This window comes from Cryptosporangium japonicum (assembly GCF_039524755.1).
In the GTDB taxonomy this organism is placed as follows: domain Bacteria; phylum Actinomycetota; class Actinomycetes; order Mycobacteriales; family Cryptosporangiaceae; genus Cryptosporangium; species Cryptosporangium japonicum.
Genome location: NZ_BAAAGX010000042.1, coordinates 135,474 through 156,508 on the forward strand (window position 1 = coordinate 135,474; position 21,035 = coordinate 156,508).

Below are 21,035 nucleotides of genomic sequence, written 5' to 3' on the forward strand. Positions count from 1 at the left end.
GCGGTGGTCGGGCGGCCGGTTGCGGTCGCACCCGGATTTCCTCCGCCCGGTCGTCGGCGGGCCGGAGTTCCCGACCAGTTGAGGCTCGGTTGGCCCGGTTCGGTGGCGGCGTCGCGGGTTAGCGTCGATCACGTGACTACCAGCGTGCTGAGCCTTGACGCCGTCCGTGACCAGTTCACGCCCGACCCGGGTTTCTTCAACACCGCGAGCCTGGGCGCTCCGCCGCGCGTGACCGTCGACGCGGTCCACGCCGCGATCGACGCCTGGTCGCGCGGGCGGGCCACCGCCGGCGACTTCGACGTCTCGGTCGTAGGTGCGCGGGAGGCGTTCGCCCGGATCGCCGGCGTGCCCTCGTCGTCGGTGGCGGCGGGCTCGACGGTGTCGCCGCTGGTCGGGCTGGTCGCGGCGTCGCTGCCGCCCGGCTCGGAGGTGCTGGTCGCCGACGACGATTTCACGTCGCTGCTGTTCCCGTTCGCCGCGCAGTCCGGGCTGTCCCTCCGCTCGGTGCCGCTGGCGTCGCTGGCGTCCGCCGTGCGTGAGACGACCGCGCTGGTCGCGGTGTCGATGGTGCAGTCGGCCGACGGTTCGCTGGTGGACCTGGACGCGTTGCGCGCCACCGGAGTGCCGGTGCTGCTGGACACGACCCAGTCGACGGGGTGGCTGCCGCTGGACGTCTCGTGGGTCGACTACGTGGTGTGCGGCGCGTACAAGTGGCTGCTGTCGCCGCGGGGCAGCGCGTTCCTGATCGTGCGGCCCGACCGGTTGGAGTCGCTGACGCCGCACGCGGCGAACTGGTACGCCGGGGCCGACATCTGGGCCTCGATCTACGGGTTGCCGCTGCGGCTGGCCGCCGACGCCCGGCGGTTCGACACCTCGCCGGCCTGGTTCTCCTGGGTGGGGACGGCCACGTCGCTGGGGCTGCTGGCCGACCTCGACCCGCACGAGGTGCACAAACACGACGTCGGGCTGGCGAACGCGCTGCGTGCCGGGCTCGGGCTACCGGCCGGCGACTCGGCGATCGTCTCGGTGCCGATGGACGAGGCCGGCCAGGAGCGCCTGCGTGCGGCCGGCATCCGCACCGCGATCCGCGCCGGGGCCGTGCGCTTCTCGTGCCACCTCTACACGACGCAGGCCGACGTCGACCTGGCGTTGAACGCGCTGTCCTGACGACGGCGCCCCGCCCGTTCCCCGGGCGGGGCACCGTCGCTGGTCAGGACAGCTTCTGGATGATCAGTTCGCGGACGGTCTTCGCGTCGGCCTGGCCCTTGGTGGCCTTCATGACCGCGCCGACGAGCGCGCCGGCCGCCGCGACCTTGCCGCTGCGGATCTTGTCCGCGACGTCGGGGTTGGCCGCGATCGCCTCGTCCACCGCGGCGCCGAGCGCCCCGGTGTCGCTGACGACCTCGAGCCCCCGCGCCGCGACGACCTCTTCCGGCGAACCCTCGCCCGCGAGCACCCCGTCGAGCACCTGACGCGCGAGCTTGTCGTTGATGCGCCCGGCGTCGACCAGCGCCTGGACCCCCGCCACCTGCGACGGGGTGATCGGCAGCGCGTCGAGCTCGGTGCCGGTCTCGTTGGCCCGGCGGGCCAGCTCACCCATCCACCACTTGCGGGCCGCCTCGGCCGAGGCACCCGCGGTGATCGTGGCCTCGATGAGCTCCACCGCGCCGGCGTTCACCACCGACGCCCAGTCGTGGTCGGACACGCCCCACGCCTGCTGGATACGCTTGCGACGCTCGGCCGGGGGCTCGGGCAGCGTGCCGCGCAGCTCCTCCACCCACGCCGGGTCGGGCGCGAGCGGCACCAGGTCGGGCTCGGGGAAGTACCGGTAGTCGGTGGCCTCTTCCTTGCTCCGGCCGGACGTGGTCTCCCCGGTGTCCTCGTGGAAGTGGCGCGTCTCCTGCCGGATCTTGCCGCCGCCGTCGAGAATGCCGGCCTGCCGGATCATCTCCGAGCGCACCGCGCGCTCCACCGAACGCAGCGAGTTGACGTTCTTCGTCTCGGTGCGGGTGCCCCAGGGCTCGCCGTGCCGGTTGAGCGACGTGTTGACGTCGCAGCGCATCGAGCCCTGCTCCATCCGCACGTCGGACACGTCCAGCCCACGGATGACGTCACGCAGCGCGGTGACGTACGCCCGGGCGACCTCGGGAGCCTTGCCCCCGGTGCCGACGACCGGCTTGGTCACGATCTCGACCAGCGGGATACCGGCCCGGTTGTAGTCGACCAGCGAGTGGGTGGCGCCGTGGATGCGACCGGTGGAGCCGCCGACGTGCAGCGTCTTACCGGTGTCCTCCTCCATGTGGACGCGCTCGATCTCGATCCGGATCGTCTCGCCGTCCACCTCGACGTCGAGGTAACCGTCGGTGCAGATCGGCTCGTCGTACTGGCTGATCTGGTAATTCTTCGGCATGTCCGGATAGAAGTAGTTCTTCCGCGCGAACCGGCACCAGGTGGCGATCGAGCAGTTGAGCGCGAGTCCGATCCGGATCGTCGCCTCCACCGCCGCCGCGTTGACGACCGGCAGCGAACCCGGCAGGCCCAGGCACACCGGGCACACCTGGGTGTTCGGCTCGGCCCCGAACGCGGTGGCGCAGCCGCACCACATCTTGGTGTTCGTGCCCAGCTCGACGTGGGTCTCGAGCCCGATGACCGGCTCGTACCGCTCGATGACGTCTACCGTCACTTCGATCCCTCCAGAGCGGGAGCGCGGTCGGCGAGCACACCCAGCGCGGCCTCGACCGCCGCGGCCACCCGGTAACACCGGTCGTCGGCCAGGGCCGGGGCCATGATCTGCAGCCCGACCGGCAGGTCGCGGTCGCCGCCGGGGGCCTTCGCCGTGCCGGCCGGAACGGAGATGGCCGGCAGCCCGGCCAGCGACGCGGGCAGCGTGCACAGGTCGGCCGCGTACATCGCCATCGGGTCGTTGACGCGCTCGCCGAGCTTGAACGCCGTCGTCGGCGTCGGCGGGCTGACCAGCACGTCGCACGTCTCGAACGCGGCCGCGAAGTCACGGCTGATCAGCGTGCGGACCTTCTGCGCCTGCCCGTAGTAGGCGTCGTAGTAGCCGGAGCTCAGCGCGTAGGTGCCGATCATGATGCGGCGCTTGACCTCGGGCCCGAACCCGGCTTCCCGGGTGAGCGACATGACCTCTTCGAGGCTGTGGACGCCGTCGTCGCCGACCCGCAGGCCGTAGCGGACCGCGTCGAAGCGGGCCAGGTTGGACGACGCCTCGCTCGGCGCGATGAGGTAGTACGCCGCCAGCGCGTAGCCGAAGTTCGGGCAGGAGACCTCGACGACCTTCGCGCCCATCTCCTCGAGCTTCGTGTACGCGTTCCGGGCCGCGGCCTCGACGCCGGGCTCGTACCCGTCACCGCCGAGTTCCTTGACCACACCGACGGTGAGGCCGGACAGGTCGCCGTGGGCGCCCTCCCTGGCCGCCGCCACGACCGGCGGAACCGGCACGTTCAGGCTGGTGGAGTCGCACGCGTCGTACCCGGCGATGACCTCGTGGAGCAGCGCGGTGTCGAGCACCGTGCGGCCGAACGGACCGGCCTGGTCGAGCGAGGAGGAGAACGCGATCAGGCCGTAGCGCGACACGCCGCCGTACGTCGGCTTGTGCCCGACGATGCCGGTGACCGCGGCGGGCTGACGGATCGAGCCGCCGGTGTCGGTGCCGATCGCGAGCGGCGCCTCGAACGCGGCGACCGCGGCGCTGGACCCGCCGGACGAGCCACCCGGCGTGCGGGTGAGGTCCCACGGGTTGTGGCTGGCGCCGAACGCGGAGTTCTCGGTGGACGAGCCCATCGCGAACTCGTCCATGTTGGCCTTGCCCAGGATGACGATGCCGGCCTCGCGCATCTTGCGCGTGATCGTCGCGTCGTAGGGCGGGATCCACCCCTCGAGGATCTTCGAACCCGAGGTGGTCTGCAGGCCGCGGGTGACGACCACGTCCTTCAGCGCCAGCGGGACGCCGGCCAGCGGGCCGAGCGGTTCGCCGTTCGTGCGCTGCTCGTCGACGGCCTCGGCGGTCGCGATCGCGCCGTCCTCGTCGAGGACCAGGAAGGCGTGGACGTCGGCGTCGACCGCTTTGATCCGGTCGAGGTGGGCGCGGGTGACCTCGACCGCGGTGACGTCACCGGCCGCGATCTTCGCGGCGAGGTCGGTGGCAGTGAGATGCGTGAGTTCCGTGTCGGGCACCCTCACTCCTCCTCGGTCAGGATGCGCGGAACGCGGAATCGTCCGTCCTCGGCCGCGGGGGCGGCGAGCAGCACCATCTCCCGGTCGATGGACGGCCGGACCTCGTCGGCCCGGAGGACGTTCGTGAGCGGCACCGCGTGGCTGGTCGGCGGGATGTCGTCGGCGGCGACCTCACCGACGCGGGCGACCGCGCCGAGGATCACGTCGAGCTGACCCGCGAACGTGTCCAACTCGTCGTCGGTAACCGCGAGCCGGGCGAGCCGGGCGAGGTGCGCTACCTCCTCGCGGGAGATGGCGGGCATGGGAAAGCTTCCCCTCGTATAGAGCAATTCTTTGCGGCATCCTACGGCGCGGGCGGGTGCGGCTCACACCGCGTAACCCGCGCCGCGCGGGTCTCGGTACCGCGCGGGTGCGGGTGTTACGCCGCGCAGGTGCGGGTGTTACGCCGCGCAGGTGCGGGTGTTACGCCGCGCAGGTGCGGGTGTTGCTAGGAGCGGTCGCCGGCCGCGTCGGTGAGTGCGGGGACGATCGGGACGGTGCCCTCGACCACTTCGAGGGCGAGCCCGGCGGTGAACGGGCGGCGCAGCGAGGCCAGCAGCACCTCGGCCACGTCGTCACGGGAGATGCTTCCGCGCTCCACTTCGACGTCGAGCGCGACCCGGCCGGTGCCGGGCCCGTCGGTGAGCGCGCCGGGCCGGATGATCGTCCAGGCGAGCTCGCGCTTCATCAGATCGTGGTCGGCGGCCCGCTTGGCCTGGTGGTAGGCCACGTAGACCTCGTCGGTACCGGCCGGAAGGTCTTTCTCGACGCCGATCGCCGACACCATCAGGTACCGGCTCACCCCGGCGGCCTCGGCGGCGTCGGCGAGCAGGGCCGCGGCGCCCCGGTCGACGGTGTCCTTGCGTGCGGCGCCGCTGCCCGGGCCGGCCCCGGCGGCGAACACGACCGCGTCCGCTCCGCGCACGACCGCGGCGACCTCCTCCACCGAGGCCTTCTCCAGGTCGAGGACGACGGCCTCGGCACCGGCGGCCTCGACGTCGGCGACGTGGTCGGGATTGCGGACGAGCGCGACCGGCTGATCGCCGTCGGCGCTCAGCAGCCGCTCCAGCCGCAGGGCGATCTTCCCGTGTCCACCAGCGATGACTACGCGCATGGCCCAACCGTATCCCCGCGCCGATAAATCCGTCGCTGGTGCGTGGCAGGCTGTGGATATGCCCGGGCCGCTGCGGATTCGAGGCTCGGTCGTCGTTCCGGAGGCCGAGCTCTACTGGCGTTTCTCCCGGTCCAGCGGGCCCGGCGGGCAGTCGGTGAACACGGCCGATTCGCGCGTGGAGCTCTCCTGGGATCTGGAGGGCAGCTCGGCGCTGAGCCCGGTGTTGAAGGACCGCGCCCGGGAGCGGCTGGCCGGCCGGCTCGTGGAGGGCGTCGTCACGGTCGCGGCGTCCGAGCACCGCTCGCAGTACCGCAACCGCCTGGCCGCCGAGGAACGGCTCGCCGCGCTGCTGGCCGAGGCGATCGCGCCGCCGCCGCGGCCGCGCCGCCCCACCCGCCCGAGCCGCGGTTCGGTCGAACGGCGCCTGAGCGAGAAGGCCCGTCGTTCGCAGACCAAGCGCCTGCGCCGCAATACCGACGACTGATCCATTTCTTATCGGCGGGACAGCTGCCGCTGAATTTCGGAACCCTATTGTTCGTGGTGTCGCCGCACGAGGCGGCAAACAATAGAAACCGAAAGGACGTCCCACCATGAGTTTCCGTCAGCTCCCGGTTCCCACCGCCAAGCCGGCCTCCGCCCCCAAGGCCGACCGCAAGGACAAGAAGCGCGGCAAGCAGCAGTCCCCGACGCAGCGCGACTGCGACTGACCCGAGCGTCCCGCGCCGCTGTCCGGCGGCGCGGGACGCCCTCGAGAATCGATCGCACAAATGTTCCGTCGTTATTGGCCACTCATGCGGCCGGACTTGATGAAATTGATCGGTGCGACAATTCTCGGCCTCGTCGTCACCGGTTGCGAACTCGCCGGCGTCTGGCTTTTCGGCCGAATAACCGACGACGTGCTCACCACCGGAATACTGTCCGCGCTGATTCTGCCGGCGGCTTTCTGGCTCGGGGCCGCGGTGCTCGGCGGAGCCGCCCAGTTCGCCGCCACCTGGCTGTCGGCGTCGGCGGCCGAGCGGTTCGTCGCCCGCCTGCGCGACCACGCGTTCGGGCACGTGGTCACGCTCTCGCCCGGCACCGTCGACCGGATGGAGCACGGCGATCTGGTCGCCCGCCTCACCGATGACGTCGAGGAGGTGGAGGAGATCGTCGGGTCGGGGCCGGTGCGTGCGGTGTCGTCGGTGCTGGGCATCGTCGTGTTCGGCGCGGCCGCGCTGATCCTGCGCTGGGAGCTCGCGCTGCTCACGTTCGCGGCGGCGCCGATGCTCTGGTTCGCGGCGCGCCGGTTCTCCCGGCGGATCAGCGCGGTCGCCGACGAGGAACGCCGGGTCAACGGCCGGGTGACCGCGGTCGTCGAGGAGAGCGTGTCGGCGGTCGCGCTCGTGCAGGCCTACAACCGCGCCGACCTGGTCACCGGCCGGGTCGCGGCGGCGGGTGCGCGCTGGGCCCGGATCCGCGTCGCCCAGGCCCGGCTGTCCGGCGCGTACGGGCCGCTGGTCAGCGTCGTCGAGACGCTGTGCGTTCTGACGATCGTCGGCGTGGGCGCCTGGGAGATCGGCACCGGCCGGCTCACGCTCGGTGGCCTGCTGACGTTCGCGGGCTTCGTCAGCTACCTCTACCCGCCGGTGCAGAGCCTCGGGCACCTGGCGCTCGGCCTGGCCGCGGCCCGCGCCGCCGGCGAGCGGGTGGCCGAACTGCTGGACACCGCTCCGTCGGTGACCGACCGCCCGGCGCGCGCGCACCCGGCCGTGGTCCGGGGCGACCTCGAACTGCGCGGCGTCGGCTACCGCTACCCGGACGCGGTCCGCCCCGCCCTCCGCTCGGTGACGCTGCGCGTTCCGGCCGGTCGCACCGTCGCCGTGGTCGGGGCCAGCGGAGCCGGCAAGTCGACGCTCACCAAGCTGCTGCTGCGCTACGCCGACCCGGCGTCGGGACAGCTGCTGCTCGACGGCGTCGACCTGCGTGACCTCCCGCTCGAGGCGCTGCGCGCCAACGTCACGCTGCTTCCGCAGGAGACGACGATCCTGCACGGGACCGTGCGCGAGAACATCGCGTTCGGGCGGGCCGGCGCGACCGACGCGGAGATCGTCGCGGCCGCGACCGCCGCCGACGCGGACGTGTTCGTCCGCAGCCTGCCCGACGGGTACGACACCGTGCTCGGCGACCGCGGCCGCTTCCTGTCCGGCGGCCAGCGCCAGCGGATCGCGATCGCCCGTGCGCTGGTGCGCGACGCACCGGTGCTGGTGCTCGACGAGCCCACCACCGGCCTGGACGGCGAGGCGGTCCGGCGCCTGCTCGGCCCGCTGCGGCGCCTGATGGCCGGACGGACGACCGTGCTGATCACGCACGACCTCCGGTTGGCGACCGAGGCGGACCACGTCGTCGAACTCGCCGACGGGAAAATTTGTTCTAGACCGATCGTTCCAGAATCGGCATGATGGGCCGCGTACACGTTGGACGATCAAAGGAACGGGTATGCGGTTCACCGACAAGGTCGTGCTGGTCACCGGAGCGAGCTCGGGCATCGGGCGCGCCACCGCGCTCGCGTTCGCCCGGGAGGGCGCCACCGTCGTCGTCGCCGGCCGCCGTGCCGCCGCCCTCGACGACACCGTGGAGGAGATCGCCGCGTCCGGCGGCAAAGCGTCCGCCGTCGTGGCGGACGTCTCCCAGGGCGACGCCGTGCGCGCGGCCGTGTCGACCACCGTGGAGCGGCACGGCGGCCTGCACGTCGCGGTGAACAACGCCGGGATGCTCGGGCGGGTGGCGCCGCTGGCCGACCTGGACGAGGACGACTGGTCGCAGGTGCTGGCCACGAACCTCACCGGCCTGTGGCTCGCGCTCAAACACGAGGTCACGCACATGCGCGCGAACGGCGGCGGCGCGATCGTGAACGTCGCGTCGAACCTCGGGGCCCACGAGCGACGGGCCGGGTTCGGCGCGTATGCCACCACGAAGGCCGGGGTGAGCGTGCTGACCCGCACCGCGGCCCGCGAGTACCTCGCCGACAACATCCGTATCAACGCGGTGAGCCCGGGGCCGATCGACACCCCGATGTCGTTCGGCCCCGGCGAGTCGGTCGCGGACCGGGACGCACGATTGGCCGGTGCGGTGCCGGTGGGCCGGGCGGGGCGCCCGGAGGAGGTAGCGGCGGCGGTGTTGTACCTGGCGTCGGAGGAGGCGGGGTTCACGGTTGGTCACGATCTGGTGCTGGACGGAGGCGTGACCGCCTGATTCGTCGTAGTTGGGGTGTCACAAGCGGCCGGCGTCGTTGGCCGGGCCGGGCGTGGTTCGTGGCCCTTTGCGTGCCCGGCTCTGGATGAGCGGTCCCGTTCGGGCGGGTCCTGGCTACCTGGAATGGTGCCGCTTGGGAGTGCAGCGCCGGGTGGTGCGCGTCGCCGTAACGAGTGCCCTCGATCGCGCGGGTTTTGGCGCGTTCGCAGCGCTGTTCAGGGGGCCAGGGCCGCCTGAAGAGGGCCGCTTCTAGGCACGGTGCCGGGTGGGTACTGCCGGGTCGTTCGGGCGTGGTCTGACCCGCCGAAATGCGCCCGCTTGGGGACACTGCGCCGGGCGAGCGCCGCTATCCAAAGGGGGTTGCTCGCGCGGGCTTCCTACGTTCGCAGGGCACCGATCTCGCCCCTCCCTGGAGCGGTCCCGTTCGGACATGTCCTGCCCTGTCGGAAAGGGACCGCTTCCCGGCGCGGCGCCGGGTGAGGCCGCCACCCAGGCGGCCCCGCCTACGCAGATCCCAGCGCGTTCAAAAGGGGGGACCACCACCCTGCCTCTTCCCTCCGAAGCGGTCCCCTTCGAGCGCGCCCTAGCCCGCCGAAAGGGGACCGCTTCCACGCACGACACCGCACGCACCCCATCGGGGCCTAATCGGACGTGTCCTCCTGCCGGAAAGGAGCCGCTTTCCGAACGGCACTGGGTGAAGCCGCCACCCAGGCGGCCACGTCTACGCAGATCCCAGCGCGTTCAAAACGGCACCACCCTGCCTCCTCCATCCGAAGCGGTCCCCTTCGAGCGTGCACTAGCCCGCCGAAATGGGACCGCTTCCACGCACGACACCGCACATGCTCCGACGCGGGCCCACTCAGGCGTGTCCTGGCCCGCCAAAAAGGGACCGCTTCACGGCACGGCACCGGGCGTGCACCACCGCGGGCCCACTCGGGCATGTTCTGACCCCCTAAAACGGGACCGCTTCAGGGCACAGCGCCGCACGTGCACCACCGCGGGCCCACTCGGACGCGTTCTGGCCCGCCAAAAAGGGACCGCTTAGGGCACAGCGCCGGGTGCACACCGCCGCCTAGAGCGGACCGATCGCGCGGATCCCGCCTGTACCGGACCAACAGTGCGGATTCCAACCCCCTCGAACGCGATAACCTCGCTCTCCCGGAGCGGCCCCATAAAGGCGCGCCCAAGCCTGCCGATAGGGACCCGCTCCCACGCACACGAATGGACGGGCACCACCGCACGAGCGGTCCCGATCGGGCGCGCTCCAGCCCGTTCACAAGGGACCACTTCCGGGAGAACGGTCGGCGGGATAGCGGGCGGCTACGGGCGTGGGGTGGCGGGAGCCGATTGGGAGCGGCGTGGAGTGGCGGGGGCCGATCGGGTGGATCGGCGGTGGACGGCTTGGATGGTCAGGGCCGTCGCGGCGGCGGCGGCGGCCACGGCCAGGAACCCACCGGTGAGGAACCCACCGGCCAGGAACCCACCGGCCAGGAACCCATCGGTGAGGAACCCGCCGGTGGTGGTCACCGGCAGGGCGCTGGCCAGGCCGGCCCCTACCAAAACCCGGAACACCGCTGCGGGAAAGCGGATCGCTCGGGGCGACAAACCCAGCGTGACGGCGAGCACCACGGGGACGCTCGTCACCGCCACGACGGCGGCCAGCAGGGCCGCTCCGCCCGGCCACACGACTGCTCCGACCCCCAGCGCCGCGGTCACGGTGACGGCGATGGCGGCCCGGTGTTGCGCCGTCGAGCGGAGCAGTGCACCTTCCGCACCCGCGCCCGGTACGCAGCAGAGCAGCGCCAAGCCGAGCGGCGCCAAGCCGAGCGGCGCCAAGCCGAGCGGCGCGGTGCCGGGTCCGCCTACCGCGGCCGACACCGCGAGCACGAGACCCACCAGCACGGCGGCCGACGCGGCGGCGGCCAGCAGCGGGCGGGTTCGTCGCGCCCCGGTTTGCGTCATGGCACCACCCTGCCGGAACTCGACCACGGGCACAGTGGAGCCCCGTGCCGACCCGGGGGTAGACCTAGCTCTACCCCCGGCTATTCCGCGGCGGGCTCGGGCTCGGCGTTCGGGTCGCCGATGGTGGCTACTGCTCGCGCGGCGTCGGGGCCGTCGGCCAGCAACACCTTGAAGCCGGCCTCGTCGAGCACGGGCACCTTCAGCTGCACGGCCTTGTCGTGCTTGGAGCCGGGCGACTCCCCCACCACCACGAAGCCGGTCTTCTTCGAGACCGAGCCCGACACCTTGCCGCCGCGGTTCTGGATCTCCTCCTTGGCCGAGTCGCGGCTGAAGTCCTCCAGGGACCCGGTGACCACCACCGTGACGCCCTCGAGCGGGCGCGGGCCCTCCTCGACCGCCTCCTCTTCGAGCCGGACGCCGGCCGCGCGCCACTTCTCGACGATCTCGCGGTGCCAGTCGACCTCGAACCACTCGTGCACGGCGGTGGCGATCGTCGGGCCGACGCCCTCGGCGGTGACCAGTTCCTCGGCGCTCGCCTCGGCGATGCGGTCGATCGAGCGGAACGAGCGGGCCAGCGCCTGCGCGGCCGTGGGGCCCACGTGGCGGATCGACAACGCGACCAGCACCCGCCAGAGCGGGCGCTCCTTCGCCGCCGCGATCTCCGCGAACAGCCGCTCGGTGTTCTTGGTGGGCACGGACGGCACCTTCGGCGTGCCCTTCGTGTAGAAGAACGACACGAGTTCCTCGTCGCCGGTCTTCTTGTTCACGCGCTTGATCGCGACGTCGGCGAGCTGTTCGGGCGTCAGCGCGAAAAGGTCGCCCTCGTCGGCCAGCGGCGGCGTCTCCGGGGCGTCCGGGTGGGTGAGCGCGATGGCCGCCTCGTAACCGAGCGCCTCGATGTCCAGCGCGGACCGGCTGGCCAGGAAGAAGATCCGTTCACGCAGCTGCGCCGGGCAGGACCGCGAGTTGGGGCACCGGATGTCGACGTCGGCTTCCTTCATCGGCCGCAGCTCGGTGCCGCACTCGGGGCAGTGCGTCGGCATCACGAACTCGCGCTCGTCGCCGTCGCGCAGGTCGACGACCGGCCCGACGATCTCCGGGATCACGTCACCGGCCTTGCGCAGCACGACCGTGTCGCCGATCAGCACACCCTTGCGCTTGACCTCGTTCGCGTTGTGCAGCGTCGCCATCTCCACGGTGGAGCCGGACACCAGGACCGGTTCCATCACGCCGTACGGGGTGACCCGGCCGGTGCGCCCGACGTTGACGCGGATGTCGAGCAGCTTGGTGTTGACCTCTTCCGGCGGGTACTTGAACGCGATCGCCCAGCGCGGCGCACGCGAGGTGGAGCCGAGGCGGCGCTGCGCGGTGACCTCGTCGACCTTGACCACGACGCCGTCGATCTCGTGCTCGACCGAGTGCCGGTTCTCGCCGAAGTTCGCGATGTACGCCTGCACCTCGTCGAGCGTGTCGAGCACCTGGTAGTGCGAGGAGACCGGGAGGCCCCACGCTTTGAGCCGGTCGTAGGCCTGCGACTGCCGGGTGAGCGTGAAGCCCTCGCGGGCGCCGATGCCGTGCACAAGCATCCGCAGCGGCCGCGACGCGGTGACCCGCGGATCTTTCTGGCGCAGCGAACCGGCCGCCGCGTTGCGCGGGTTGGCGAACGGCGCCTTGCCCGCCTCGACCAGGCTCGCGTTCAGATCGCCGAAGGCCTCGACCGGGAAGAAGATCTCGCCACGCACCTCGACCAGCGCCGGGACGTCGTGGCCGCCGTCGTCGGAGAGCACCGTCGGCACGTCGGCGATCGTGCGGACGTTGAGCGTCACGTCCTCCCCGGTGACGCCGTTGCCTCGGGTCAGCGCCCTGGTCAGGCGGCCGTTCTCGTAGAGCAGGTTGATCGCGAGCCCGTCGATCTTGAGCTCGCAGAGGTAGTGGATCCCGGTGCCGACCTCGCGGTGGACACGCTCGGCCCACTCGGTGAGCTCCTCCTGGCTGAACGCGTTGTCGAGGCTGAGCATCCGCTCCAGGTGATCGACCGCGGTGAAGTCGGTGGAGAACGTGCCCCCGACCCGCTGCGTCGGCGACTCGGGCGTCCGCAGGTCGGGGTGCGCCTCCTCGATGGCCTCGAGCTCGCGCATCATGCGGTCGTAGTCGGCGTCGGACACCGTGGGTGCGTCGGAGACGTAGTACGCGAACTGGTGGCCCAGGATCTCCTCGGCCAACGCGTCGTGCTGCTTGCGCACCTCGGACGGTGCTGCGGTCTCGTCCACGCTCATGCCTCCGGATCCTTGACCAGGCTGCGACCGGCCTCGCGTACCTGTGTCAGCACAGCTCGCGCACGGTCGTCGGTGGCGCCGGCGAGCCCGCAGGTGGGCGTGACGACCACCTGGCTCGCCAGCGACGCGGGATCGAACCCGAGCCGCTGCCACAACGTCCGTACCGGCACCACGCTAGTGGCCGGGTCCGACAGTTTCCGTTCCCGCGCGCGGGCGGCAACGCGCTGATCAGCGGTGCTGACCGCGGCCACCGGGAGAACCGCGGGAACCATGCCGGCGAACAGCCCGAGCCCGGCGTCGAGCTCCTCGCCGATCGTGTCGATGGTGCGGGCACTCCACCGATCGGAGGGGCCGAGCAACGTCAGGTCGGCCGACACGGCGACGGCTCCGGAGCGCCGGAACAGCCCCCACGGCACCTCGGCGGCGCAGCAGTGGAACACGACCGGGGCGCCGACCTTCTCGACGAGCGTCGCCAGCGCCGACTCCACCGTCGACTCCTCCGGGCGCCGCAGCATTCCGTACCCGCTCGGCGTCTTGATGCGCCCGGCCAGCACCGCGGGCAGCGTCGGCTCGTCCAGCTGCAGCAGCAGTTCGGCCCCCGGTACCCGCCTGCGGACGTCGGCCAGGTGCGCGATCAGCCCGTCGAGCAGCGACTCGGCGAGGTCACGGACGGCGCCGGGATCGGACACGGCCGCGACCCCGTTGTGCAGCTCGAGCGACGCGGCCAGCGTCCAGACGCCGGCCGCCTGGACCTTCAGCGGCCCGGAGTAGCCCTCGGCGTGCTCGGTCAGCGCGTCGAGATCGCGCTCCATCAGGTCGAGCGCGCGGCGCAGGTCGCGACCGGGCCGGTCGACCAGGCGCCACCCGGACGGCTGCAGATCGACCGGCAGCTCCACCAGGAACGAGGCGCCCCGGCCGATCAGGTCCGCACCGGGGCCGCGGTTCGGCAGCTCCGGTAGATGCGGCAGGTCGGGCAGCTCGCCCAGCACCGTGCGGACACTTTCGATCACGTCGGTGCCCGGCATCGATCCGACGCCGGTCGCCGCACCCTCGGGCCACGGATAATCCACGCGGAAACCTTATGCGAGCAGGTGCTCGACGGCGCGCGCGAGCGCCTGGTCGGCCGGGACCGCGATGTGCGGCGTCACGCCGGTGCCCTCCCAGTTGCCGCCGGTGCGCGGGCTCACCGACCGGGCCACCGGGATCGTCACCCGTAGATGCGGGTGGATCTGGATGCGGTCGACGGGGTGCGCCCCGCCCCGGGTGGGCTCGCCGATCAGCGTCGCGCGCCCGAGCTCCCGCAGGCTCCAGGCCAGGTCCTCGCCGCCGGAGAACGTGAACGCGCTGGTGAGCACCGCGACCGGCAGATCGGGACCCAGCCGGCCCCCCGGCACGTACGACTGCGTCCAGAACTGCCTGGTCTCGTCGGACGCCCGGAAGTAGATGTCGTTGAGGTGCACGGGTTCGGGCACGAAGAGGTAGCTGCACACGAACGCGACCATGTACGGCGACCCGCCGCGGCAGCGCCGAAGATCGATGATCAGGCCGTCGGCGCCGTGCGCGAGCGTCATCGCCGCCGCCATCGCCGGTGCCGCGATCTCCGGCGGCCACAGCAATTCGATCCCGACGTAGGCCAGGTTGCCCTCGAGCCGCTCGACCTTCAGCACGCCGCCCGCGCTCCGGGCCGCCTCGCGCGCCTCCGCCTCGTGCTCGGCCGCGTCGTCGGTGGCCTTCTCGCCGGTGCTCAGCGGTAACGCCTCCGCGGTGAACTGGAGGCGCAGATGCTTGTCGCCGTTTATCGACTGCAGATCCTCGGTGACGCGTTCGGCCAGCTCGGCCGGCGCGAGCCCTTCGCCGTAGCGGCCCCGGGCGGCTCGCACCGCCTCGGCGGCCTGCCGGCCCACGTCGGGGAACACGTACTGGTCGAGTAACTCGATGGTCCGGTCGACGATCTCCGCGTTGCTCATGTCCACAGTGAAGCAGCGCGCTTGACAAAGCGTCAAGAGTTCTTGACGCTTGTGGAATGGACGAGCACCTGGAGATCTCGGACGTCGCCCAGCACAAGGCGCTGGGGCATCCGCTCCGGCACCGGTTGCTGCTGGCGCTGGGCCGGCAGCCGGCGACGATCAGCCAGCTCGCCCGTACGCTCGAGCAGCGCAAGGGCAACATCGCCCATCACCTGGACGTGCTCCACACCGCGGAGCTGGTCGAGATCGCGGAGACCCGCACGGTGCGCGGCGGCACCGAGCACTACTACCGGCGGGCGGCGCGGAAGATGACGCTCGGCCCGGACGCCACCCCGCTCATGCTGCGTGCGGTGGCGGACGAGCTCGCACGCTCCGACGAACTCGGCGGGCGCCTGCGCACCGTGCGGCTCACCGCCGAGCAGGCGCGCGCCGTCACGCGCACGCTCGAGGAGTTGCTCGACGGCCTCGACGACGCCGATGAGGACGCCGATGAGGACGCCGATGAGGACGCCGAGCCGTACGGCCTGCTGGCCACGGTCTGGAAACCGCGGCCAGCCGGCACGTACTGATCAGGACGTGAGGTCGTACACGGTCGTTCCGCCCACCGTCGTCGCGGTGTAGTTCGCCTCCACCCAGGTGGTGATCCGGCTCAGCACGGAGTCGCTGCCGCCGCCGCCCTGCCCGCCCGCGATGAAGTAGCCGATCCGGCCGGCCTTCACCAGCGCCTGGAACCGGGCCAGGGTCGTCGACTCGTCGCTGCCGCTCCAGCCGCCGATCGACATCACCGCCTTGCCGGTGGTCAGCTCCAGGGAAGCCGCGGACTGGGAGGTTCCGACCGCGGCGGCCCAGGTCGCGTCGGACTTCGTCAGCAACGCGGTCAACTCCGCGCTCGTCGTGGCTCCACCCCCACCGCCGGGCCGGTTCCCCGCCGCCGGCACCCCACCCGCGGAAGAGCCCGCCGCGGAAGATCCACCCGCCGAGGAAGCACCGGACGACGAACTGCCCGCGGACGAACCGCCCGAAGACGAACTGCCCGAAGACGAACTGCCCGAAGACGAACTGCCCGGCGACGAACCCGACGGCATCGCGCCGGACGGCGGCGTACCGCCGCGCCCTCCCCCGGGCCCACCCGTCGTCGCGGTCGAGACCGGTCCGGCCGTCGGCGTACTGCCGGAATGGGCCGTGCCCGCCGTCTGCACGGCGTAGGCGCCGCTCCCGGCCAACCCGGTCAGCACCCCCACGACCAGCGCGACCGTCGCGACCTTCCGCCAGCGGCCGACGAACACCAGCGCCACCGCCGCCACCAGCGCACCGGTCACCACCACGTAACGCAGCGGCGAGTACCAGTCGGCGGTGCGGTTCAGCAGCACGTAGCTCCAGACCCCCGTCGCCGCGACCATCGCCGCGAGCAACACCCGGGCCACCACCGAGCGACGCTCGTGCCACAGCAGCCGCCCGGTGATCACGATCGTCGCGACCACACCCGGTGCCATCGCCACCGTGTAGTACTCGTGCACCGTGCCCTCCATGAACGAGAGCACCAGGCCGGTCACCAGCATCCAGCCGCCCCAGAGGATCAGCCCGGCCCGGGTGCGGTCGGTCCGCGGCCGCCGGGCCGTCCAGATCACGCCCACCACCAGCGCGATCAGCGCAGCGGGCAGCAGCCACGAGAGCTGACCACCCATCTGCGAGTTGAACAGCCGGAACAACCCGGCGGTGCCGCTGAAGCCGTTCCCGTTGTTGCCCTCGCCGCCGGTCAGGCGGCTCAGCCCGTTGTAGCCGAGCGCGAGCTCCAGCGCGCTGTTGCCCTCCGAGCCACCGATGTAGGGACGCGACGAAGCCGGCCACAGTTCGACGAGCGCGATCCACCAGCCCGCCGACACCACCATCGCGACGCCGGCGAGCAGCAGCTGCCCGATGCGGCGACGCCACCGCGGCGTTCCGGCCACCAGGTAGACCAGCGCGAACGCCGGGAGCACGAGGAACGCCTGGAGCATCTTGGTGAGGAAGCCGAAGCCCAGCGCCGACCCGGCGAGGAGCAGCCAGCCCGTCCGGCCGGACTCCACCGCACGCACCATGAAGTACCCGCCGGCCACCAGCAGCAGCGTCAGCAGGGCGTCGGGGTTGTTGAAGCGGAACATGAGCACGGCGACCGGCGTGAGCGCCAGCGCGGCACCGGCGAGGAGGCCGGCCGCATGGCCGAACCACCGCTTCACCGCGGCGTACAGCAGCCCGACCGCGGCGACGCCCATCAGGGCCTGCGGCACGAGCATGCTCCAGCTGTTGAAGCCGAACAGGCGCCCGGACAGGCCCATCACCCAGAGGGACGCGGGTGGCTTGTCGACGGTGATGTAGTTCGCGCTGTCCAGCGAGCCGAAGAGCAGCGCCTTCCAGCTCTGGGTGCCGGCCTGCACGGCGGCGGCGTAGAACTCGTTGGCGTAACCGGAGGCCGAGAGGTTCCAGAGGTACAGCACAGCCGTGCCGAGCAGCAGCGCGAGCACCGAGAGCCGGCGGCCGGGGAACGATCGGCCCGGCGGCCGGACCGGAGAGAGAACCTCGGGGCGGGAAAGGGTGGCGGTCATGCCTCGACGATCGGCGGGCCGCCTGATGCGCTCCGGTGAATCCGCTGAGCGATTCCTGTGAACGTCGGAACCGGTCAAGCCGGGGTGGCGACGGCCTTCCTGGCGGCGTCGATCGTGGCCGAGCCGACCACCACGTCGCCCTCGTACAGCACGACGGCCTGACCCGCGGCGACGCCACGGGCCGGCTCGTGCAGCCGCACCACCCAGCGGTCGTCGGCGGGGATCGCGGTGGCCGGGAACGTCTGGCCGTGGGCACGCAGCTGCGCGACGCACTCGAACGGCTCGGTGCGGACGCCGTTCGTCCAGACCGGGCGCACACCGACGATTTCGTCGACGTCGAGCGCCTCGGCCGGGCCGACGCGCACCGTGTTCTCGACCGGCGAGATGTCCAGGACGTAGCGGGGCTTGCCGTCGGCGGCCGGCCGGCCGAGCTTGAGGCCACGGCGCTGGCCGATCGTGTACGCGTAGGCACCCTCGTGGCTGCCGAGCACCTCGCCGGTCTCGGCGTCGACGATGTCGCCCGGCGCCTCGCCCAGCGACTTGCGCAGGAAACCGGCCGTGTCGCCGTCGGGGATGAAGCAGATGTCGTGCGAGTCGGGCTTCTCCGCGACACCGAGCCCGCGGCGGGCGGCCTCGAGCCGGACCTCGGCCTTCGTGGAGTCGCCGAGCGGGAACATCGCGTGGGCGAGCTGGTCGGGCCGCAGCACCGCGAGGACGTACGACTGGTCCTTGCCGAGGTCCACCGAGCGGCGCAGCTCGAGCCCGCTCAACCGGGCGTGGTGGCCGGTCACCACGGCGTCGAAGCCGAGGGCCAGCGCCCGGTCGAGCACGGCTTCGAACTTGATCTTCTCGTTGCACCGCAGGCACGGGTTCGGCGTGCGCCCGGCCGCGTACTCGGCCACGAAGTCGTCGACGACGTCGCGGCCGAACTCGTCGGCCATCGCCCAGACGTAGAACGGGATGCCGATGACGTCGGCCGCGCGGGCGGCGTCCCGGGAGTCCTCGACCGTGCAGCAGCCGCGTGCGCCGAGGCGGTGCTGCTGCGGGGACGGCGAGAGCGCCAGATGGACGCCGGTGACGTCGTGACCGGCGTCGGCCGCGCGGGCAGCCGCCACCGCGGAGTCGACTCCTCCGGACATCGCCGCCAGGACACGCATCGCTACCGCTCCTCCGATTTGGTTGCTCGACACGAGCGTACCGGGGGCGGCGGGCCGCTCAGTCGGGCCGGACCGACCGGGGACGCACCTCGGTGACGAGGCCGTACTCCACCGCGTCGGCCACGGTGAGGAAACGGCCCCGGCGGAAGTCGTCGACGACCTCCTCCAGCGGCTTGCCGGTGAGTTCGGCCACCCGGGCGTGGAACGAGTCGATCAGCTTCTGGTTGGCCGCGGCCTCACCGGCCAGCTCCCCCGCGGTGCCGGTGATGGTCGGCAGCGACGGGTCGGCGAGGCGGAACCGCGCGTGCGGGTGGGCGTAGCGCTCGGCCACCGCGGTGAGCAGCGCCAGGCTGCCGCCGCCGAGCTCGCCGACCACCAGCGCGTGTACCGGGACGACGAGTGCGTCCAGCGTGTCCACCAGTGTCCATACCGCGGCGAGGTCGGCGTTTCCGCTGTTCAGGCGCAGGGTCACCGGTCGGTGGGTGCCTGCGTCGAGCAGGAGCAGGCGGCTGGCGACCCGGCTGGCGACGTCGGCGTCGATCGGGCCGTTGATCTGCACGATCCGTTGATCGAGGAGCCGGTCCTCCCAGAGCTCGCGCACGTCCTCGGCCGGTGGCTGCGGCGGGGTGGGCGGAGGCGTCGGCGGGAAGTACGGCCGCGGCGGCTCGGGGGACGCCGGCGGCGGCTGCGGCGGCTGCCACCCGGGCGGACGCCACTCGGGCGGACGCGGGCCCCAGGGCTGGGGTCGTTCGGGCGGGAACCAGGTTGCGGAAGACATTCGAATCACCACCGTCGAGGAGGACGTGCGGGCCGGTCGCCCCCGGGCGGAGGCGACGGTGTCGCGTACGGACGCGTAGCGGGCGAGGTCGGCGCGGGGTCGTCGGGCTCCGAGCCGAGCCGGGCGGCCGGGCGCAGCGGCACGGCCGGCCCCGGCCGACCCGGCGCGACCGGCTCGGCCGCCGGGCGCAGGTACGGCAGCCCCGGCGCGTCGAAGCGGAGCGAGACGTCCAAGCGGCCACCGAGGGCCTCGGCGTAGCGCTCGAGCGTGGACATCCGGGGGTCGACGTCGCCCGCTTCGAGCCGCGCGACCGTCGACTGGGAGGTGCCCATGCGTGCCGCGAGCTCGGTCTGCGAGAGCCCGACCGCGCGCCGGTGGTCGGCGAGCGCGCTCACCGTCTCGCGCCGGCGCCGCAGCGCCGCCTCCCGGACCCCCGGCAGCCGGGGCAACTCGTCGCTCATATCAAGAACGGTATCTCTCATATGAGATAAGCGCACTCCGCCGACAGCGAACGGCGACGCCGTGAGAGTCAGGCCTTGCGGACGGCGCCGGCCCGGCGGGCGCGTTCCACGACCCCACCGATCGCGCTCACCAGCGCGTCCACGTCCTCGATCGTCGACGTGTGCCCCAGCGAGAAGCGCAGGGAGCCGCGGGCCCGCTCGACCCCGGACCCCATCGCGACGAGCACGTGGCTGGGCTGCGCCACCCCGGCCGAGCAGGCCGAGCCGGTCGAGCACTCGATGCCGCGGGCGTCGAGCAGCATCAGCAGCGCGTCACCCTCGCAGCCGGGGAACGAGAAGTGCGCGTTGCCCGGCAGGCGCGCGGCCCCCGACGCCGGCCCGTTCAGCACCGCGTCCGGCACCTCCTCGAGCAGCCGGGACACCAGCGCGTCACGCAGCGAGGCGACCCGCGCCGCGTAGGACTCCTGCGCCCTCATCACGGTCTCCACCGCCACCGAGAACGCCACGATCGCCGGGGTGTCGAGCGTCCCGGACCGCACGTCGCGCTCCTGACCCCCGCCGTGCAGCAGCGGCACGCACGGCACCTCCCGGCCGAGCAGCAGCGCACCCACGCCGAGCGGCCCACCGACCTTGTGCCCGGTGAGCGTCAGCGCGTCCACACCGGACTCGCCGAACGCGACCGGCACCTGGCCGACGGCCTGCACCGCGTCGCTGTGGAACGGCACCCCGGCCGCGCGGCAGAGCGCGGCCAGCTCGGCGATCGGCTGCACGGTGCCGACCTCGTTGTTAGCCCACATGACGCTGACCAGCGCGACCGTGTCGCCGTGCCGCTCCAGCGCCTCGGCCAGCACCGACGGCGCCACCCGACCGGCGCCGTCCACCGCGAGGAACTCGACCGTGGCACCCTCGCGCCGGGCCAGCCACTCGACGGCGTCCAGCACCGCGTGGTGTTCGACCGCGGACGTGAGGACGACGGTTCGACGCGGATCCGCGTCCCGGCGCGCCCAGAAGATGCCCTTGACTGCCAGATTGTCACTTTCGGTGCCGCCACCGGTGAACAACACCTCGGACGGGCGGGCCCCCAGCGCGGCCGCGAGCCGCTCCCGGGCCTCCTCGACCGCACGACGGGCCCGGCGCCCCGCCGCGTGCAGCGAGGAAGGGTTGCCGACAGCGCCCAGCGCACCGGTGAGCGCGGCCACCGCCTCCGGCAGCATCGGCGTGGTCGCCGCGTGATCGAGGTACACCATGACGGCGTTCAGCCTATCCGTCGC

The 21,035-nt window shown here is 72.4% G+C and carries 18 protein-coding genes; 5 read left to right on the plus strand and 13 right to left on the minus strand.

Annotated elements, in window-relative coordinates; genetic code table 11:
• Window positions 1-132 precede the first annotated feature (132 nt).
• Window positions 133-1,167, plus strand: a complete 1,035-nt coding sequence (locus ABD437_RS39875; protein ID WP_344654177.1) for an aminotransferase class V-fold PLP-dependent enzyme — start codon at window positions 133-135, stop codon at window positions 1,165-1,167.
• Window positions 1,168-1,210: 43 nt separating this feature from the next.
• Here the strand turns inward: ABD437_RS39875 and gatB are convergent, their stop codons facing one another.
• The 4 genes from gatB to ABD437_RS39895 form a co-directional block, all read right to left on the minus strand.
• Entirely contained in the window at window positions 1,211-2,683 is a 1,473-nt protein-coding gene (gene gatB / locus ABD437_RS39880; protein WP_344654178.1) for an Asp-tRNA(Asn)/Glu-tRNA(Gln) amidotransferase subunit GatB, read from the minus strand.
• On the minus strand, window positions 2,680-4,197 hold the full coding sequence (gatA, locus tag ABD437_RS39885; RefSeq protein ID WP_344654179.1) for an Asp-tRNA(Asn)/Glu-tRNA(Gln) amidotransferase subunit GatA: 1,518 nt from the start codon (window positions 4,195-4,197) through the stop codon (window positions 2,680-2,682). Before gatA ends, gatB begins: the two co-directional genes overlap by 4 nt.
• A 2-nt stretch (window positions 4,198-4,199) precedes the next feature.
• On the minus strand, window positions 4,200-4,499 hold the full coding sequence (gene gatC / locus ABD437_RS39890) for an Asp-tRNA(Asn)/Glu-tRNA(Gln) amidotransferase subunit GatC (protein ID WP_344654180.1): 300 nt from the start codon (window positions 4,497-4,499) through the stop codon (window positions 4,200-4,202).
• Between the two features lie 185 nt (window positions 4,500-4,684).
• Window positions 4,685-5,350, minus strand: coding sequence for an SDR family oxidoreductase (locus ABD437_RS39895; protein ID WP_344654181.1), 666 nt, complete (start codon window positions 5,348-5,350; stop codon window positions 4,685-4,687).
• 58 nt (window positions 5,351-5,408) lie between these two features.
• Here ABD437_RS39895 and arfB point away from each other — a divergent pair, with 58 nt between their 5' ends.
• From arfB to ABD437_RS39910, 3 genes are all read left to right on the plus strand, one after another.
• Window positions 5,409-5,834, plus strand: a complete 426-nt coding sequence (arfB, locus tag ABD437_RS39900; protein WP_344654182.1) for an alternative ribosome rescue aminoacyl-tRNA hydrolase ArfB — start codon at window positions 5,409-5,411, stop codon at window positions 5,832-5,834.
• A 322-nt stretch (window positions 5,835-6,156) separates the two neighbouring features.
• Complete coding sequence (locus ABD437_RS39905) at window positions 6,157-7,788, plus strand: ABC transporter ATP-binding protein (RefSeq protein WP_344654183.1); 1,632 nt, start codon at window positions 6,157-6,159, stop codon at window positions 7,786-7,788.
• Window positions 7,789-7,825: 37 nt separating this feature from the next.
• The gene (locus ABD437_RS39910) at window positions 7,826-8,581 is read left to right on the plus strand and encodes an SDR family NAD(P)-dependent oxidoreductase (protein WP_344654184.1); all 756 of its coding nucleotides are present in this window, start codon (window positions 7,826-7,828) and stop codon (window positions 8,579-8,581) included.
• A gap of 1,320 nt (window positions 8,582-9,901) precedes the next feature.
• Here the strand turns inward: ABD437_RS39910 and ABD437_RS39915 are convergent.
• The 4 genes from ABD437_RS39915 to ABD437_RS39930 form a co-directional block, all read right to left on the minus strand.
• Window positions 9,902-10,543, minus strand: coding sequence for a hypothetical protein (locus ABD437_RS39915; RefSeq protein WP_344654185.1), 642 nt, complete (start codon window positions 10,541-10,543; stop codon window positions 9,902-9,904).
• An 80-nt stretch (window positions 10,544-10,623) separates the two neighbouring features.
• On the minus strand, window positions 10,624-12,819 hold the full coding sequence (ligA, locus tag ABD437_RS39920) for an NAD-dependent DNA ligase LigA (RefSeq protein ID WP_344654186.1): 2,196 nt from the start codon (window positions 12,817-12,819) through the stop codon (window positions 10,624-10,626).
• Window positions 12,816-13,844 carry a methionine synthase gene (locus tag ABD437_RS39925; protein WP_344654213.1) on the minus strand — a complete coding sequence of 343 codons (1,029 nt, stop codon included), beginning with the start codon at window positions 13,842-13,844 and terminating at the stop codon, window positions 12,816-12,818. The genes ligA and ABD437_RS39925 overlap by 4 nt, the downstream gene beginning before the upstream one ends.
• A gap of 54 nt (window positions 13,845-13,898) precedes the next feature.
• Complete coding sequence (locus ABD437_RS39930) at window positions 13,899-14,786, minus strand: S41 family peptidase (protein WP_344654187.1); 888 nt, start codon at window positions 14,784-14,786, stop codon at window positions 13,899-13,901.
• A 56-nt stretch (window positions 14,787-14,842) separates the two neighbouring features.
• Between ABD437_RS39930 and ABD437_RS39935 the strand changes: the two genes are divergently transcribed.
• Window positions 14,843-15,355 carry an ArsR/SmtB family transcription factor gene (locus tag ABD437_RS39935; protein WP_344654188.1) on the plus strand — a complete coding sequence of 171 codons (513 nt, stop codon included), beginning with the start codon at window positions 14,843-14,845 and terminating at the stop codon, window positions 15,353-15,355.
• Here ABD437_RS39935 and ABD437_RS39940 read toward each other — a convergent pair whose 3' ends face one another.
• The 5 genes from ABD437_RS39940 to ABD437_RS39960 form a co-directional block, all read right to left on the minus strand.
• Window positions 15,356-17,368, minus strand: a complete 2,013-nt coding sequence (locus ABD437_RS39940; RefSeq protein ID WP_344654189.1) for an ArnT family glycosyltransferase — start codon at window positions 17,366-17,368, stop codon at window positions 15,356-15,358. It lies immediately after the preceding gene.
• A gap of 74 nt (window positions 17,369-17,442) precedes the next feature.
• Entirely contained in the window at window positions 17,443-18,525 is a 1,083-nt protein-coding gene (mnmA, locus tag ABD437_RS39945; RefSeq protein WP_344654190.1) for a tRNA 2-thiouridine(34) synthase MnmA, read from the minus strand.
• A 58-nt stretch (window positions 18,526-18,583) separates the two neighbouring features.
• Window positions 18,584-19,303, minus strand: a complete 720-nt coding sequence (locus ABD437_RS39950; protein WP_344654191.1) for an ATP-dependent Clp protease proteolytic subunit — start codon at window positions 19,301-19,303, stop codon at window positions 18,584-18,586.
• A gap of 5 nt (window positions 19,304-19,308) precedes the next feature.
• Window positions 19,309-19,764, minus strand: a complete 456-nt coding sequence (locus tag ABD437_RS39955) for a helix-turn-helix domain-containing protein (RefSeq protein ID WP_344654192.1) — start codon at window positions 19,762-19,764, stop codon at window positions 19,309-19,311.
• Window positions 19,765-19,832: 68 nt separating this feature from the next.
• On the minus strand, window positions 19,833-21,011 hold the full coding sequence (locus ABD437_RS39960) for a cysteine desulfurase family protein (protein WP_344654193.1): 1,179 nt from the start codon (window positions 21,009-21,011) through the stop codon (window positions 19,833-19,835).
• Between the last annotated feature and the right edge of the window lie 24 nt (window positions 21,012-21,035).

Bases quoted from the DNA above. Each gene is read 5' to 3' on its own strand.
- mnmA (WP_344654190.1), bottom strand. From the start codon at position 18,525: ATGCGTGTCCTGGCGGCGATGTCCGGAGGAGTCGACTCCGCGGTGGCG.
- ligA (WP_344654186.1), bottom strand. From the start codon at position 12,819: ATGAGCGTGGACGAGACCGCAGCACCGTCCGAGGTGCGCAAGCAGCAC.
- ABD437_RS39935 (WP_344654188.1), top strand. From the start codon at position 14,843: ATGGACGAGCACCTGGAGATCTCGGACGTCGCCCAGCACAAGGCGCTG.
- ABD437_RS39940 (WP_344654189.1), bottom strand. From the start codon at position 17,368: ATGACCGCCACCCTTTCCCGCCCCGAGGTTCTCTCTCCGGTCCGGCCG.
- ABD437_RS39895 (WP_344654181.1), bottom strand. From the start codon at position 5,350: ATGCGCGTAGTCATCGCTGGTGGACACGGGAAGATCGCCCTGCGGCTG.
- arfB (WP_344654182.1), top strand. From the start codon at position 5,409: ATGCCCGGGCCGCTGCGGATTCGAGGCTCGGTCGTCGTTCCGGAGGCC.
- ABD437_RS39960 (WP_344654193.1), bottom strand. From the start codon at position 21,011: ATGGTGTACCTCGATCACGCGGCGACCACGCCGATGCTGCCGGAGGCG.
- ABD437_RS39915 (WP_344654185.1), bottom strand. From the start codon at position 10,543: ATGACGCAAACCGGGGCGCGACGAACCCGCCCGCTGCTGGCCGCCGCC.
- ABD437_RS39930 (WP_344654187.1), bottom strand. From the start codon at position 14,786: ATGAGCAACGCGGAGATCGTCGACCGGACCATCGAGTTACTCGACCAG.
- ABD437_RS39925 (WP_344654213.1), bottom strand. From the start codon at position 13,844: ATGCCGGGCACCGACGTGATCGAAAGTGTCCGCACGGTGCTGGGCGAG.
- gatC (WP_344654180.1), bottom strand. From the start codon at position 4,499: ATGCCCGCCATCTCCCGCGAGGAGGTAGCGCACCTCGCCCGGCTCGCC.
- ABD437_RS39950 (WP_344654191.1), bottom strand. From the start codon at position 19,303: ATGTCTTCCGCAACCTGGTTCCCGCCCGAACGACCCCAGCCCTGGGGC.
- ABD437_RS39910 (WP_344654184.1), top strand. From the start codon at position 7,826: ATGCGGTTCACCGACAAGGTCGTGCTGGTCACCGGAGCGAGCTCGGGC.
- ABD437_RS39955 (WP_344654192.1), bottom strand. From the start codon at position 19,764: ATGAGCGACGAGTTGCCCCGGCTGCCGGGGGTCCGGGAGGCGGCGCTG.
- ABD437_RS39905 (WP_344654183.1), top strand. From the start codon at position 6,157: ATGAAATTGATCGGTGCGACAATTCTCGGCCTCGTCGTCACCGGTTGC.